We start from the raw sequence: 15,327 nt of genomic DNA on the forward strand, positions 1-15,327 counted from the left end.
CTGTCTTACGATTGCATCCCAGATCCCTGCTTAACTGACGTGCAGATAACCCCTTTTTCGCATTCAGCATTAATGAAATAGCCAAAAACCATTGCGGCAAAGGAAGTTTGGTGCCCTCGAAAACAGTGCCGACCAAAACGCTATAGCTGCGGTTACAGCTATTGCAAATATGCCGTTGGCTTTCCTGGCGCTTGCTGCTCCGTTTGCTGTTGCAATACGGGCATTCTGGCAATCCTTGCCATCTTAATCCTTCAAGATAGTCTATGCAACTGGACTGATCTGGAAAACGCTTAATCGTCTCTATGATATTCATTATCATAAATATACAAATTATTCCTGCCTTTTCATGGGCTATTACTCTCAAGAGGGGATTTGAAAAACATTATTCAAATAGTTATTCCATTCCCCATTGTAAAAGTTAAGTTATCTTTAACGGTCATCCGTTATAAAAAACTATTTTCACCGGGTAATGAAACGTCTCACCAAATTAACCTGCAAAGGCCTTTTCCTTTTGGCTTTCATATTTTTAATTGTACCTGCTTCGGCACAAAAAAAGCAATTACCTAATATCATTTTTGTTTTGGCCGATGATATGGGGTACTCCGATTTAAGTTGCTATGGTAACCCGGTGATCCGTACGCCATTTTTAGATAAGATGGCGCAAAAAGGTGTGAGGGCAACTAATTACGTGGTAAGCAGCCCAACCTGTACACCATCAAGGGCTTCATTACTAACCGGGCGTTATGCATCAAGGATGAATTTGCCTTACCCTATAGGGCCCGGTTCATCGCTTGGGATTCCTGATCAGGAAGTTACCATTGCCGAAATGCTGAAACAAATTGGCTATAAAACAGCCATGATAGGCAAATGGCATCTTGGCGATCATGCAGCTTACAACCATCCCATGGCGCAGGGTTTTGATTCATACTATGGTTTGCTGTACAGTCATGACTACCGTTCGCCTTATGTTAAAACAGATACAACTATTAAAGTATTCCGCAATCATAAGCCCGAAGTTCTAAGACCTGCCGATTCATCATTGATTGAGTTATACAAGCGCGAAGCTATCCGCTTTATTAAGGAGCAGAAAAAGGGTGATAAGCCGTTTTTCTTATATCTCGCTCACAATATGCCGCATTTGCCGGTAGCCTTTGCATCATCAGCAAAAAATAAAAACAGAAGCGATGGCGGTCATTTAGGCGATGTGGTTGAGCAGCTTGATGAAAGCCTTGGCCAGGTTTGGAACGAGCTGGAAAAACAGGGACTGGCTGATAATACGATATTTATGTTTTCGAGCGATAATGGTCCGTGGATAGATTTCCCTGACCGGATGCTGGGCGATAGCGCCACCAAACATTGGGATGCGGGCACAGCCGGAGTTTTTCGCGGCAGCAAAGGCTTATCTTATGAGGGCGGTGTACGCGAGCCATTCATCGTTTACTGGAAAACCATACCCCGGTTGGCGCAAGCATTACCAGTATGATGAGCAACCTCGATGTATTGCCTACCCTTGCCAATTGGACTGGTGCCCCGCTGCCGAAAGGCCGTACACTGGATGGGCAGTCGATAGCTGATGTGCTGACCGGCAAAGCACCTAAACACCCGGAACACAAACCTATTTATTATTACAACAACAGCGTTTGCGAAGCCGTACGCCTTGGCGACTGGAAGTATCGTGAAGTAAAGGCAAATAACAACGTTGGTGGCGTAGCAGGTTCACCGCTACCTGCAAAAACCGAACTGTTTAACCTGGCTTATGACCCTAGTGAGCGTACTAACGTAATAAAAGAATACCCTGAAATGGCCCAAAAGTTAAAAGCTCTTTTTGACCAATATCCGGGTATGAAGGAGAATTAGGAATGAAAATAAAAATAAAAGTCATGTTGAACTTGTTTCAACATCCCAATAGTTAAGCAACCGTGCTAAGCAAATCGGCTACTTGTTATGTGGGGTGTTGAAACAAGTTCAACATAACCTGTTTATTTAAAATAGGCGTAATGCTGGGCCCGTCGAGGCATAGTGGGCGGGGCTCTACGCGCGAGTCTTCGACAAGCTCAGACTGACAGGCCTGCTTTAGTCAGAGGATTAACTTTCTTTTATCGTCGTTTTATCCTCCAAAGCCATTTTAGCGATCTCATCTTTGCGTTTAAAGCTTACGCCTTTGTGCTGTTGTATGTATTTGATCAGATCATTGGCGGCTTTAACCATTTGCGGGGTACCGCCAATGCGATCGTGGAAACTGATTGACATTTGGCGGCGTTTAAACTCAGCCTCGGCATAAAGCTGGTCGAATTCCATTTTTACCTGTGTGAGAAATTGGTCTGCCGAGAAATTTTTGCCTTCAATCAGCACGATATCGTTGTTACGGATGGTATAAGGCACCACCACGAAGTCTTTTTGATTTACCGGGATGATGAAAGGCTCATCGCGGCTCAAATCGTCAATATGGTATACGAAACCAAGTTCCTGTAATATTTTCAGCGTGTTTTCGCCGCGGCGCAGCCAGTTGGCATTGTAGCCTACGGGAGTAAAGCCGGTTACTTTTTTAATGGCATCGGCGCCATCTTTTATAAACTGCTTTTCCTGTTCATAAGGCATGGTGTACTGCGTTGCCCAGTTCATACCATGCGCTGCTGCTTCGTGCCCACGGTCAACAATTTCTTTGGCTAATCCCGGGTTCTTGAGCACAGCCGAACCAACCATGTGCGATGTTACTTTTATGCCCAGCTTGTCCCAGTTATCCAGCATGCGGGGGATCCCTTCTTTATAACCATATTGAAACCAGGTTGCACCGGGCAAATCAATAAAGCCTTTTTGCATGTTTTGCGGAAACGGGCTTTCGGCGTTATCCGGCTGACCGCCTGCTTCAAACTGCATGGATACTGAAACCACCAGTTTTGAACCATCGGCCCATTTTGAGGTGTTAAAGTTGTTTAAAGGTGTGCTTTGTTTAGCTGATGTTAAATTACTGCCCACAAGGCCGGCCAACCCTAAAAGCCCGCCTTGTTTTACAAAATCTCTTCTTGAGCTCATGATATTATTTATTGAAGAAAAGGTTATCTAATGAATAGGTATTGCTAGCCGCAAACTGAAGAAGTACGGCGAAGAAAGCAGCATGGATCAGTTGTGAAGGAAGGATCTCCCAATTCTCGATCAAACAGCTGCCTAATATTAATATGATCATTACCAGGCCACCGCCAATTAAAGCGGGTTTGGTAAACAGGCCTGATAAGAGCAGTATACCTATGGTAAATTCGGCAATTGGTAACAGGTAACTAAAAGGTGTTACCATAGCTTTAGGCAGCATTGATTTTTCAAATGTGCCAACCATCCACTGGCTAAAACCACTCAATTTAGGTAAGCGAACCAATCCGTGACCAAACATGCTGGCCCCAATAGCCAGTCTTAAAAGCAAAAAAGATGTAGTGTTCATTTCGTTTTGTTTTGATAAGTCAAAGTTCTGTATAATCAGTGCCTTGATCTTGTACATTCAGTGGGATGATCTGTAACTTTACGGGTATGGAAACCAAGAACCTGTACAGGCCTTATGAACTGGAGTTGCTTGAAACAAGCCAGTACACAGCTAAACCGCACCGCAATACTTTTTTTGAAATGGTATTTACGCTGGAAGGCAAGGGGATCCAGATCATTAACGGGCATGAACTGCCTTATGCTTCTAATAAATTCTTTTTGATTTTTCCGGAAGATCACCACGGCTTTGAGGTGCACGAGCTAACCCGCTTTTACTTCATCCGCTTTACTGATAGCTACCTGAAAACACAAAGCGAAAAGTGGGTTAAAAAAATGGAATACATTTTTCATAACCATAACCATTTGCCCGGTTGCATCCTTAAAACAGTTACCGATAAGCCGCTGGTAAGGGCTCTGATAGAAGCACTACAACGGGAAACTTCAAATGATTTTCCACAGCATAATGAGGTAGTTGAGCAATTGATGAATACTATTATAACTATTGCCGCCCGCAATATCACGCTACAGCAGCATGCCAATGTTTTAAAACAACCTTCAACAACTACGTTGCCGCTGCTTAACTATATCCACGAATATATTTACCAGCCCGACCGCCTGAAAGCCGAGTGTATAGCCTCCTCATTTAATTTTTCGCCCAACTACATCAGCGAATATTTTAAGAAAACCACCGGCGAAAGCTTGCAGCAGTATATCACAAGCTATAAACTGAAACTGATTGAAACCCGCCTGCAATACACCGATAAACGCATGAGCGAAATAGCCTATGAGTTTGGTTTTACAGATGAAAGTCACCTGAACCGTATTTTTAAAAAATATAAAGGAGAGAACCCTACGGCGTATAGGAAGAGATATGGGGAGATGAATAGATGACACAAAAAGAGACTTGCAACTTGCAAGTCTCTTTTGTGCTCCCGACGAGATTCGAACTCATATCGATGGTACCGGAAACCATAATTCTATCCATTGAACTACGGGAGCAGACAGGGGCAAAGATATAAAATTGATTTAAACCAAAAGCATTGTTTGATATATTAACGTGTAGTAATAAAGCGTAAGTTTAATAAGGGTTATTGTCAATATTACTGCTTTTACGTAAACGTTTACGTAAATAAAAGTACACCGCCACCGTTAATTAAATTGAAAGTTTAATAGTTTAGGTGTTTAATATACAATTAAACGCTTCATTGTTCGTAAACTCAATAAGCGATAAACCTGCTTGAATTTTTCTTTTAATTATAACTAATAATGAAAATCCTTCATTTTTTAATGCTGCTTATAACGCCATTTGCCTGTTTTGCGCAGCAAAAAGTATTTAACATTACCGATTATGGTGCCAAGGCCGATGGTATGACCAACAATACAATCAGCATTCAAAAAGCTATTGATAATGCAAGCGCACAGGGAGGCGGTACTGTATACGTGCCTGCCGGAAAGTTCTTAACGGCTGCTATCAGCCTAAAATCAAATGTTACTCTTAACCTTGCCAAAAATGCTGTATTGCTGGGCAGCGCAAAAAGAATTGATTATGGCGAAGGCCATGCAGCGCCATTGATAGCCGCCAATAACCTGCAGCATATTGCCATAACAGGTAAAGGCACCATTGACGGAAACGGTGAAGAATTACTGAAAGACCTTTTCGCGATGCTGAAGGCAGGGAAATTAAGAGATTCGTTATGGCAAAAACAAAACCCCTGGGGGCAAACCCAGCCCGAGGAACCTAACCGCCCTAAGCTGATCCATTTTTCCAATTGCACCGATGTGCAGATAAAAGGTGTAACCATGAAAAACGGTTTGGTATGGGTACAGGATTACACCAAATGCCGCGATCTGGTTATTGACAGTATAAAAGTAGAAAGCAATACTTATTGGAATAACGACGGTATTGATTTGGTCGACTGCCAAAATGTAAAGCTTACCAATAGCTTTTTTAATGCCGATGATGATGGCATCTGCCTAAAATCAAGCGACAGGAACAGCTGCTGTGAAAATATTTATGTAGCAAACTGTACCACCAGGTCAAGCGCAAGCGGCATCAAATTTGGCACGGCTTCGCGTGGAGGTTTTAAAAAGATAACGATAAAGAATGTGAAAATTTACGATACCTACCGGTCAGCCATTGCTTTGGAGTGTGTTGATGGTGGCGTGATGGAAGATATTGATATCAGTAATATCAATGCGGTAAATACTGGCAACGCCATTTTTATTCGTCTCGGCCATCGTAATAAGGATACTGTAGTGAGCCGCATCAATGGTATCCGCATCAGTAATGTAACTGTAGATGTACCTAAAGGAAAACCCGATAAAGGTTACCCGATGGAAGGGCCTTTAGTTAAAGGAAACCATAATACCTTTCCTTCGTCAATTGCGGGCTTGCCTGGTCACCCGGTTAAAAATGTAACGCTTGAAAATATTAAGATAGTGTATCATGGTGATGCCAGCAAAGCTGTGGCGAACGTTAGCCTCGATTCATTGACAAAGATCCCGGAAAACCCGCGTGATTATCCCGAGTTTTCCATGTTTGGAGAATTGCCGGCCTGGGGTTTTTACGCACGGCATGCAGAAGGGGTAACGTTTAAAAATGTAACTCTTAGCTGCCTGGGGAATGATTTCAGGGCTGCCGGTGTGTTTGATGATGTGGATAGGTTGACTATTAATGGCCTAAAAATACCGCAGGTTAAATCGTTGCCGGTGGTTGTATTTAACGGGGTAAGCAAATCTTCGGTTAAAGGCATTCAGATTCCCGGAACGAGTAAAAATAAGATCGTTAAGAGGTAATTTCATTTCACATCAGGAATCAGCCTTGCTAAATCAATTTAAGGGCTTTTAAGGTCGTGCGTGCGGCTTTTAACGTTAGTGTAACTTAATCGTTTACGTAAATAAATATTGCATTTAATATAAAAGGACCGTTTTTTTTATCAAAATTTAATCATTATAAAACTAAACGGAGCATTGAATTGCAGCTCCAGTAAAACGTAAAGCCGCAATAATTAATTGGATTTTTCTGTGGTATTTGGTTTGGGAGCGCAATAAATATCAAGGTGCTTAATATTTAATAAAAGCTTTACAGTATGGAAAAGTTAACTGAAAAAGAGATATCGCCATTGCCGAGTCTTGACGTATGGGAAGATGATGTATTGAGCAGGTACCCGGAACCAGGTACCGAAAAGGCCAAAGAGGAGTTCAGGGTTTATAACGACGATGAAAATAACCCGGTGCGGGAATTTTACAGGCTTAACCATACTTATCAAACCTATGGCAATGTATTGGCCAAAAAGGCCAACTTTTTACAGTTTGATAAAAAGGAGATGCCATGGTGGTCGGCAATGGAATACCTGAACACACTGGTTGATGAATCGGATCCGGATATCTCGCTTGATCAGCTGCAGCATTTACTGCAAACATCTGAGGCTATCCGCGCCGATGGACACCCGGATTGGTTTGTATTAACAGGCTTTATACATGATTTAGGCAAGGTACTTTGCCTTTTTGGCGAACCGCAATGGAATGTAGTGGGCGACACGTTCCCGGTGGGCTGTAAATTTTCGGATAAGATAGTTTACCCGGAATTTTTTGCCGCAAATCCTGATAGCTACGATGAGCGTTACAATACCAAATATGGCGTTTATACTCATCAATGCGGGCTCGAAAATGTGCATATGTCATGGGGACATGATGAGTACCTGTACCATATCACCAAAGATTACCTGCCCGAAGAAGCTTTGTACATGATCCGCTATCACTCATTTTACTCACAGCACCGCGAAAAAGCGTATGACCATTTGTTGAATGCGCATGACCAGGAGATGTTTAAATGGGTTGATAAATTTAATCCGTACGATCTGTACTCTAAAAGCCCGAAACCGCCAGTAGTATCCGAGTTAAAACCTTATTATGAGGATCTGATTGCCAAATATCTGCCTGCAACAGTTAAATTGTAATTTAACGGGCTGTAGTTTTAGTCCCGTTTTTATATATTGGTCATTCCAGTTACCTGTTTAGCCCAGGCTATAAAAAATAAGTTTATAGTCTGGGTCAAACTTTACAAAAGGCCATAAACCTCCTGCCTGTTACTAAATAAATAATTAATGGCGCTGCCATGGCGTGGCTTCGTTGATTGAAAAATAGTTGTACTTTTAACAATAATTCCTGCCTGTTGATTAAAGAATAAATAAATAATTATCAGTTTTTTATGGATTCAAATGGAGATAAAGATTTAGTGTTTCGCTTACACGATGATGACATCGGTGCATTTGATATGCTTTATCAAAAGTATCATCAGGCTATTTATCGTAACATATTCAAACTCACTAAGGACGATGATATCGCCCGGGATATTTTGCAGGATATTTTTGTTGCCCTATGGGAAAAACGGGCTGATATTAACCCCGATCAATCGGTAAGCGGCTGGTTATTTGTATTGAGCTTCAATAAATCCATCTCCTATCTCCGCAAAAAAGTACGCGAAACGGCTGTTGTTAACACCATGCCTTTTGCTGAAATGGAAACCGATAACGGCGACGTACAGTTAATGGATGAGCAATATTATTTATTACAACAAGCTATTAACCAATTATCGCCGCAGCGAAAAAAGGTATTTACCCTTTGCAAATTGGAAGGGAAAACCTATGAAGAAGCTGCCGAGAAATTGAACCTTTCTAAACATACTGTTAAGGAATACCTCGGACATGCGGTTGTGGCAGTTAAAAACCACATAAAAGAACACCAGGCCGAATGGAAAACCGCAGGAGTTATAATGGTTTGTTATTGGATTGGAACAAATTGATGATGGGGATTTATTTTAAACAATTGCTCCAACTAATTTCTTTCTTCCTACAAACCTGATAACCGAGCCTTGTCCGCTGTGATAAGGCCCTTCATTTAAATGGATCGCCGTTTCCAGAAGTTCTAAAATCTCGTAATTATTAAAATCTGTTTTAATTTCCTCTAAAGAAAATAGTGATTCGATATCTCTCGGACCGCCCATTTTTTCATCTTTTGCAAGGTAGTCAAGGTGACTTTTACTAAAAGCCTCAAAAATGATAAGCCCTCCGACGTTTAAATATTTATTAAGGCTTTGATGTACAAGTGATTTGATGTTGGGAGGAAAGTGCGCATAAATCAAGGCGATCACGTCAAATTGCCCCGCTGTATAGTTGAGCTCCTGCAACTCTCCAACCTGATAATCAATAGCTACCTGTTTTTGTTCTGCAAGTTTCAGGGCTTTCTTTTGTCCCTCAACACTTATATCGAATGCAGAAACTGCCCAGCCAAGCCCGGCGGCAAAAACAGCATTGCGCCCTTCGCCTTCTGCAGGGAAAAGAATTTTGCCGGGTTTTAAAAGTGACAGTTGTTGTTGTAGAAAATTATTAGGCTGTTCACCATAGGCAAATTCTTCTTCGGCATATCGTTGGTCCCATTTTTCTGTCCAGGCATTTTTCATACAGAGGTAATTATTTAGCTATTTATTGATGATAAAGGTAGTATTTAAGTAAGTTAACACAAGGGCTGCAGTACATTGATGACAATAATGTGGCTGTGAAAAAAAATTAAATGCAGCTCAATTTTATGAGTTTTTATTTTTCTTAAAAATAATTGTAAACCCATCCCCCCGTTTTAAAGCTCCCGGCGTATTTATATAAAAATAGCTTGTGGAAACTATAGTCAAACGCTTAGAAAGGCTTTATAATACCGAGAATTTAACTCCTGAGGACAGGCGCTGGCTTGCCGAATACCTGCAAGGAGATGTTTCAGAATTATATCTTATAGCGCTTGAAGGTTTCAGTAAGGATGCTCTGGAAAAGAAGATCTCTCTGAGTGGAGAGGCATCTGATCAGATACTTAACAATATCCATCAGCGTATAATTAAGCCTCCGCCCAGAAAGGTGTTTCCTCTTTGGCGTTTGCTGGTAAAGCTGGCCGTTGCCGCCTCTGTAACCGCTATTTTTAGTGCCGGCTATATCTTCAGAAAACAGTTGGACAACTGGTTGAACCCTGTTACTTACCAGGAAACGGTGGCACTAAACGGCGAAATTAAACTGATCACTTTACCTGATGGTACGAGCATTTGCCTTAATGCCGGCAGTAGTTTAAAGTACCCGGATAAGTTTAAAGAGAAAACGCGGGAGGTTACACTTACAGGCGAGGCTTTCTTTAAAGTGGCGCACGATAGCAGTAAACCGTTTGTTATTCACTCGGGTAAAATTAAAACCACTGTTTTAGGTACCAGCTTTAATGTTAAAGCTTATACCGAAGATAAATCGGTTAAGATCACCGTGGTAAGCGGAAAAGTAGGAGTTGTTCCAACGGCCTCAAAACATCCTGCTGTATTACTCACAGCGAATATGCAAATGGTTTATAACAAAACCAGCCAAACAGTGCTTACCGAAAAAATAAATGATGCCTCGTCGGTGGTCAGCTGGCAGCAGGGTAAGCTGCAATACCATAATACCCCCCTGTTTGATGTTTTGGCCGATGTGCAGCGAAAATATAATGTAACAATCAGAGCCGACAAAAATTTATTGAACTGTACGTTATACGCCGATTTTAACAATATGCCATTAGAAAAAGTATTGAAGCTGACCGAGGCCCTTATAAATGCCCATTTTAAAAAGGCAGGCGATGCTTATACGTTAAAGGGCAAAGGCTGTAATTAATGTACCTGATATACCAATTATAAAAACAAATAAATGTTTGACAACCTAAAAAAATGAAATTGCTATGAGTTGAACCAAGGAAAAAGAGAAATGATCCTCCAAAATGGCCGGGCCAGTTTTGGAGGAATAAAATGTAAAGATTTTTTAATGGACCATGCACAGGGCCTCTCACAACCGCAGCACGTTCCAGCTTGACCTATAACACTTTAATATAGCAAAAATATGAAAATAAACATACCCGAAAGAGTCTTTCGAGCCATAACATTTGTTATGAAAATTAATGCGATCATTTTATTAGTAGTCTGTTCCCTGTCAACCATTGCCATGGCTGATAATTCATACGGACAAAGCGTGCTGGAAAAGCCAGTTACCGTTAAATTAAAAAATACCCCTCTTGCTGATGCACTGGAGCGGATTTCAGCCAGTACCGGCGTACGGATCATGTACACCGGGAATAACATTGAAAGCGATGTTAAAGTAACCCTTACAGCTCATAACGAAAAGCTGGAGGCTGTTTTGAAAAAAGTTTTATTAGATAACCAGTTTACTTATACCGAAGTTGAAGGAAGTTTGCTGGTTAAACCCGCCCCAAAGCCACCGGTAGAGAAGAAGATCGAGCTCCCGCCGCCTGTTATTGTTACCGGATCTGTAGTAGATGATAAAGGCCAGCCCTTAATAGGTGTTTCTGTTAAAATAGAAGGCCTTGCAACAGGTGCGGTAACCGATATAGATGGTAAATTCAGGGTGCAGGTTGCCAACGAAAAAGCTGTACTGGTGTTTTCTTACATAGGCTTTGAAACTCAAAAAATAGCCGTAGGCAAACAAACATCTATAAAAGTAATTTTACTGCCTTCGGCAAACTCGTTATCTACCGTTGTAGTAATTGGTTATGGTACTACTACCAAAAAGGAATTGACCAGCGCTATTGCAACTGTAAAAGCCGAGCAATTTAATGCCGGTGTTGTTGCAACTCCTGCTGATCTGTTAGAAGGTAAAGTAGCCGGTTTAAATATCACCAACGATGGTAACCCTAATGGTAAAGCTTCGGTAACACTGCGCGGTCCATCTTCAATAAGGGCTGGCGCAGCGTCTGTGCCTTTTTATGTAATTGACGGCGTGCCCGGCGCCGATTTTAACCTATTGGCTCCATCAGATATTGCTTCGATAGATGTGTTGAAGGATGCTTCGGCAGCGGCAATTTACGGAACCAGGGCTACCAATGGTGTAATTATCGTTACTACCAAAAGGGCAAAAGCAGGTCAGTTAAGGATGACTTATAACGGATACGGATCATTTGAGAAAGTATCTAACCAGTTTAAAGTTGCCAGCGCCGACCAGTTAAGGGCCTATGTAAAAGCTAACGGACAAAGTTTTACCCCTGCGAATGACAACGGTGGCAATACCGACTGGCAAAAAGCTGTTGAACGTGGTACAGGTTTCTCTCAAAACCATAACCTGTCTTTTGGCGGCGGTACCGATAAAACTACTTATAACGGAAGCATAAACTACCTGCAAAATCAGGGTATCGTTAAAAGCAGCGATATGAAGCGTGTTATAGGTAGGCTTAATATCACCCAAAAAGCGTTGAATGATAAACTGAAACTGGACTTTTCATTAAGCAATTCGGTAACTAACGCCAATTTGTTAGTTAATGATATCCCGCTGTCATCTGCAAACGGACAAAGCCCCGGCTTGTTTAAATCAATAGTTCAATATTTACCAACACGTACTATTTATAATCCTGATGGTACTTTTTACAACGATCCTACTTTAAAATTAGGTTATAACCCGGTAGGGCTTATTACTAACGATAGCTACAAACAAAAAGTTAACTTGTTGCTGGGTAATATACGCGGTGAGTTGATACTGCCTGCCGGCCTGCTTTACAATTTTAACTTAGCTTACCAGGAAACAAATACCGACAATAATACTTATTACAACTCTGCATCAGAGCTGGCACCTGGCCTCAACGGCAAAGCCATCCGTTCAACTTATGAGGATAACAAAAAGTTGTTTGAAAACTATTTGACCTATGCTCATAAATGGGGCGATAAACATGATTTTAAAGCCCTGTTTGGCTATTCAATAGATCAAACTACCACCGGGAATGGCTTTCAATCAACCAATCAAGGATTTATTTCGGATGCTACGGGTTCAGACAATCTTAGTTTAGGTACGCCTTCCGGGAACTACCGGGTTGATTATGGTAACGTTAACGTCGAAACTTTACGTTTGATATCCTTTTACTCTCGTCTTAATTATAGCTACAGGGGTAAATACCTTTTACAGGCATCTTTACGACGTGACGGTTCAAACGCCTTTGGTACTAATAAACGCTGGGGGTATTTCCCGGCTGCTTCGGCCGCATGGCGGGTTATCGACGAGGGCTTTATGAAATCTCAATCCTTATTTGATGATTTGAAATTGCGCGTTGGCTATGGTAAAACCGGTAACTCATTAGGCTTCTCGCCTTATACGCCCCTCACGCTTTATGGCACTACCGGTAGCTTTTATTACAATAACGCTTATATTGGTGCAATTGGTGTAACTCAAAACCCAAACCCTGATTTGAAATGGGAAAGTACGGCTACGTTAAACGGCGGCGTTGATTTTTCCTTATTTAAAGGACGTTTGGGCGGCTCGGTTGATATCTACAATAAAAAAACAACCGATATGATCACCACGGTACCGGTGTCGCTTATTAACAACTTTGTAAATACAAAAGTTGAAAACGTAGGTAGTATGACCAATAAAGGTGTTGAGATAGCCCTTAACGGAACGCCAATAAAAACAAAAGATTTTACCTGGAGCAGCTATGGCAATATCTCATTTAATAAAAATAAGATCACTGCACTGGCGCCAAACCTTTCAAAAATATATGCAGGCGATCCGGAAGGTCCCGGACAAAGCGGTATCAAAACATCAATCATTGAGGCCGGTTATCCGCTTGGCGAATTTTACACCCTGAAATACCTTGGTCGCACCAATGGTGTATCTACCTTCATGGGTGCTAATGGCCAGCCAACAACAACACCTCAAAGTACCGATCAAACTTATGCAGGCAATGCCCAACCTACATACACATTTGGTTTTGGTAATGATCTTACCTATAAAAACTTCAGCCTTAACTTCTTTTTCAGGGGACAGGGTGGGAACAAGATCATGAATGCATCATTAGCCAGCTTTAACCAGCCTACCCAGGCTTCGGTACATGGGGTACCTGCTTTAACATTAAGCGAGCCGGGTACCGATGTTAATGCCTATTATTATTCAACACGTTATCTCGAAAGCGGTGCATTTATCAGGTTAAGTAATGCTACACTGGCTTATAAAATAAATGTTGCGGGTAATTATGTACATGGCATCCGGTTGTATGTTACCGGTACCAATTTATTCATCATCACCAAATACAAAGGCGTGGACCCTGAATTGAACTTAAACATCGATAACCAGGCAAGCGGCCAGTTTATCGGGGTAGACAGCAATAATTTTTATCCAAAAACAAGGAGTTTCCTTGCCGGCGTACAAGTTGATTTATAATAGATTTTAACCTAACAGACATGAATAATTTAAAAAGATATATAAAACCTGGCCTCATTGCCATGTTTATAGGAGCAATTTACCTTTCAGGTTGTACTAAATTGGATATCACGCCAAAATCGGCGCTTACAACGGCTAACTTTCCTACTACACCAGCGCAGTATGTAGCTGCTACCGGGCCTATCTATACCTCGTTTCGCGGGGCGCCGGGCAGGCAATACTGGTTGTTGCAAAATTTAAGTACCGATGAATGCGTACTTGTTGCACGTGGTGGTAACTGGCTTGACGGCGGTACCTATTCAACCGTAAACCTGCACACTGTTACGCCTGATAACGGCATGACCGAAACTTGCTGGTCGGGAGGTTACGGAACCATCAGTTTATGTAACCAGGTATTGTCGTTATTGGCACCTACGCCCGAAAGCGATTCAAAAAAACAAACCATTGCCGAAATTAAAACCATGCGCGCCCTGTCATATTTTTACCTGATGGACCTGTTTGGTAACGTGCCTATCAGCAAAACCTTTGGCGATACCACCAACCTGGGCACCCAGCCAAGGGCGGCAGTGTTTGCATTTATTGAAAGTGAATTGCTTGCCCAAATTCCTGATCTGAGCGGGACAGCAGGGGTAACTACTTATGGCAGGCCGACCAAAGGTTTGGCTTATGCAATACTTGCCAAAATGTATTTGAACGCGCAGTACTATATCGGCACTCCAAGATATCAGGATGCTGTTACTATGTGCGATAACGTTATAAAAAGCGGTCAATATGGTTTAGATGCAGATTATTTAGGCATGTTTAAGCCTAATAACGGCCCGGGTGTTAAAGACTTTATTTTTGCCATACCTTATGACGGCATTTTGGCACAGGGGCAGTACTACGCACGCTGGACGCTGAACCCTAACCTGAAAAGTAAGTATAAAATGCCGTACACGCCAGATGGGCCGGTGTACACTTACAAAGAATACTATGCCTTGTTCAATGACGCGAACGATATCCGTAAAAAACAATTTTTAGTTGGCAAGCAGTACAACAATGATGGCTCTCCAATATTAATTACAACAACTAATATCGGACTGGATGCAAGTTATTCCGGCCCTAAGCCAAATGATATAGTGATCCACCAGTTAGAGTTTACACCTGATATTGTGTGGAAAAACCCGGCAACTTTTGACATCGGTAATGATGAGCTTGCTAATGAAGAAGGTTACAGGAACAATAAGTTTTATCCGGATAGCTTAAGTAATGACCGTAACCAGGGCAATGATGTGCCTATGTTCAGGTATGCTGATATTTTGCTTGAAAAAGCCGAGGCTATTTTACGCGGCGCATCAGCAACCAATGGCGATTCGCCTTTATCATTGGTTAACCAGGTGAGGGCGCGTGCAAAAGCTTCGCCTTTAACTTCGGTAACACTGTCTGATATTTTAGATGAACGGGGCCGCGAATTTTCTATGGAAACGTGGCGTCGTAATGACCTGATCCGCTTTGGTCAGTTTGAGAAAAAATGGGGTATAAAAACAGATGCCGATCCTAATAAACGCATTTTCCCGATCCCAAGACCGGAAATGCAGTTGAACCCGAAACTGGTACAAAATCCGGGTTATTAATTTAGTTCTATTATTTATTTAACAAACGC

At 41.8% G+C, this 15,327-nt stretch carries 13 protein-coding genes and 1 tRNA gene; 9 read left to right on the forward strand and 5 right to left on the reverse strand.

From position 1 onward, the window contains the following. Positions 1 to 313: transposase (locus tag BLS28_RS30645; protein WP_176844571.1), on the reverse strand; the 313-nt coding region annotated here is incomplete at its 3' end. 156 nt (positions 314 to 469) lie between these two features. Here BLS28_RS30645 and BLS28_RS26680 point away from each other — a divergent pair. Further along, entirely contained in the window at positions 470 to 1,483 is a 1,014-nt protein-coding gene (locus BLS28_RS26680) for a sulfatase-like hydrolase/transferase (protein WP_256337546.1), read from the forward strand. Further along, a complete protein-coding gene (locus BLS28_RS31435; protein ID WP_256337547.1) occupies positions 1,480 to 1,857 on the forward strand; it encodes an alkaline phosphatase family protein in 378 nt (125 codons plus the stop codon). The genes BLS28_RS26680 and BLS28_RS31435 overlap by 4 nt, the downstream gene beginning before the upstream one ends. 228 nt (positions 1,858 to 2,085) lie before the next feature. Here the strand turns inward: BLS28_RS31435 and BLS28_RS26685 are convergent, their stop codons facing one another. Together BLS28_RS26685 and BLS28_RS26690 are read right to left on the reverse strand one after the other, a co-directional pair. Continuing rightward, positions 2,086 to 3,033 (reverse strand): polysaccharide deacetylase family protein, encoded by a 948-nt coding sequence (locus tag BLS28_RS26685; RefSeq protein WP_091174961.1) that lies wholly within the window; start codon positions 3,031 to 3,033, stop codon positions 2,086 to 2,088. Between the two features lie 4 nt (positions 3,034 to 3,037). Beyond that, a complete protein-coding gene (locus BLS28_RS26690; RefSeq protein ID WP_091175176.1) occupies positions 3,038 to 3,433 on the reverse strand; it encodes a DoxX family protein in 396 nt (131 codons plus the stop codon). A gap of 86 nt (positions 3,434 to 3,519) precedes the next feature. On the opposite strand from BLS28_RS26690, the gene BLS28_RS26695 reads away from it, so the two are divergent. After that, entirely contained in the window at positions 3,520 to 4,362 is an 843-nt protein-coding gene (locus tag BLS28_RS26695) for a helix-turn-helix domain-containing protein (RefSeq protein WP_091174964.1), read from the forward strand. Positions 4,363 to 4,398: 36 nt separating this feature from the next. On the opposite strand, the gene BLS28_RS26700 is transcribed toward BLS28_RS26695, so the two are convergent. Further along, a tRNA-Arg gene (locus tag BLS28_RS26700) sits at positions 4,399 to 4,470 on the reverse strand. A gap of 267 nt (positions 4,471 to 4,737) precedes the next feature. Between BLS28_RS26700 and BLS28_RS26705 the strand changes: the two genes are divergently transcribed. The 3 genes from BLS28_RS26705 to BLS28_RS26715 all read left to right on the forward strand — a co-directional run bounded on the left by BLS28_RS26705 (position 4,738) and on the right by BLS28_RS26715 (position 8,275). Then, complete coding sequence (locus BLS28_RS26705) at positions 4,738 to 6,267, forward strand: glycoside hydrolase family 28 protein (RefSeq protein WP_091174970.1); 1,530 nt, start codon at positions 4,738 to 4,740, stop codon at positions 6,265 to 6,267. A gap of 293 nt (positions 6,268 to 6,560) precedes the next feature. Beyond that, the gene (locus BLS28_RS26710; protein WP_090527975.1) at positions 6,561 to 7,430 is read left to right on the forward strand and encodes an inositol oxygenase family protein; all 870 of its coding nucleotides are present in this window, start codon (positions 6,561 to 6,563) and stop codon (positions 7,428 to 7,430) included. 251 nt (positions 7,431 to 7,681) lie between these two features. After that, complete coding sequence (locus tag BLS28_RS26715; RefSeq protein ID WP_090527972.1) at positions 7,682 to 8,275, forward strand: RNA polymerase sigma factor; 594 nt, start codon at positions 7,682 to 7,684, stop codon at positions 8,273 to 8,275. Between the two features lie 15 nt (positions 8,276 to 8,290). Here the strand turns inward: BLS28_RS26715 and BLS28_RS26720 are convergent, their stop codons facing one another. Further along, positions 8,291 to 8,932: a class I SAM-dependent methyltransferase gene (locus BLS28_RS26720; protein WP_091174974.1), complete on the reverse strand. Its 642-nt coding sequence runs from the start codon at positions 8,930 to 8,932 to the stop codon at positions 8,291 to 8,293. A 208-nt stretch (positions 8,933 to 9,140) separates the two neighbouring features. Here BLS28_RS26720 and BLS28_RS26725 point away from each other — a divergent pair, with 208 nt between their 5' ends. The 3 genes from BLS28_RS26725 to BLS28_RS26735 all read left to right on the forward strand — a co-directional run bounded on the left by BLS28_RS26725 (position 9,141) and on the right by BLS28_RS26735 (position 15,298). Next, entirely contained in the window at positions 9,141 to 10,145 is a 1,005-nt protein-coding gene (locus BLS28_RS26725; RefSeq protein ID WP_091174977.1) for a FecR family protein, read from the forward strand. Positions 10,146 to 10,415: 270 nt separating this feature from the next. Next, positions 10,416 to 13,685 carry a SusC/RagA family TonB-linked outer membrane protein gene (locus BLS28_RS26730; RefSeq protein ID WP_176844574.1) on the forward strand — a complete coding sequence of 1,090 codons (3,270 nt, stop codon included), beginning with the start codon at positions 10,416 to 10,418 and terminating at the stop codon, positions 13,683 to 13,685. A 20-nt stretch (positions 13,686 to 13,705) separates the two neighbouring features. After that, positions 13,706 to 15,298, forward strand: coding sequence for a RagB/SusD family nutrient uptake outer membrane protein (locus tag BLS28_RS26735; protein WP_090527961.1), 1,593 nt, complete (start codon positions 13,706 to 13,708; stop codon positions 15,296 to 15,298). Positions 15,299 to 15,327: the final 29 nt, after the last annotated feature.

Source organism: Mucilaginibacter gossypii (genome assembly GCF_900100945.1).
Lineage (GTDB): Bacteria > Bacteroidota > Bacteroidia > Sphingobacteriales > Sphingobacteriaceae > Mucilaginibacter > Mucilaginibacter gossypii.

What these genes read in the sequence shown, in the direction of transcription:
- BLS28_RS31435 (WP_256337547.1), top strand. Translation starts at nt 1,480, where the DNA reads ATGATGAGCAACCTCGATGTATTGCCTACCCTTGCCAATTGGACTGGT.
- BLS28_RS26705 (WP_091174970.1), top strand. Translation starts at nt 4,738, where the DNA reads ATGAAAATCCTTCATTTTTTAATGCTGCTTATAACGCCATTTGCCTGT.
- BLS28_RS26685 (WP_091174961.1), bottom strand. Translation starts at nt 3,033, where the DNA reads ATGAGCTCAAGAAGAGATTTTGTAAAACAAGGCGGGCTTTTAGGGTTG.
- BLS28_RS26680 (WP_256337546.1), top strand. Translation starts at nt 470, where the DNA reads ATGAAACGTCTCACCAAATTAACCTGCAAAGGCCTTTTCCTTTTGGCT.
- BLS28_RS26735 (WP_090527961.1), top strand. Translation starts at nt 13,706, where the DNA reads ATGAATAATTTAAAAAGATATATAAAACCTGGCCTCATTGCCATGTTT.
- BLS28_RS26695 (WP_091174964.1), top strand. Translation starts at nt 3,520, where the DNA reads ATGGAAACCAAGAACCTGTACAGGCCTTATGAACTGGAGTTGCTTGAA.
- BLS28_RS26720 (WP_091174974.1), bottom strand. Translation starts at nt 8,932, where the DNA reads ATGAAAAATGCCTGGACAGAAAAATGGGACCAACGATATGCCGAAGAA.
- BLS28_RS26715 (WP_090527972.1), top strand. Translation starts at nt 7,682, where the DNA reads ATGGATTCAAATGGAGATAAAGATTTAGTGTTTCGCTTACACGATGAT.
- BLS28_RS26690 (WP_091175176.1), bottom strand. Translation starts at nt 3,433, where the DNA reads ATGAACACTACATCTTTTTTGCTTTTAAGACTGGCTATTGGGGCCAGC.
- BLS28_RS26730 (WP_176844574.1), top strand. Translation starts at nt 10,416, where the DNA reads ATGAAAATTAATGCGATCATTTTATTAGTAGTCTGTTCCCTGTCAACC.
- BLS28_RS26710 (WP_090527975.1), top strand. Translation starts at nt 6,561, where the DNA reads ATGGAAAAGTTAACTGAAAAAGAGATATCGCCATTGCCGAGTCTTGAC.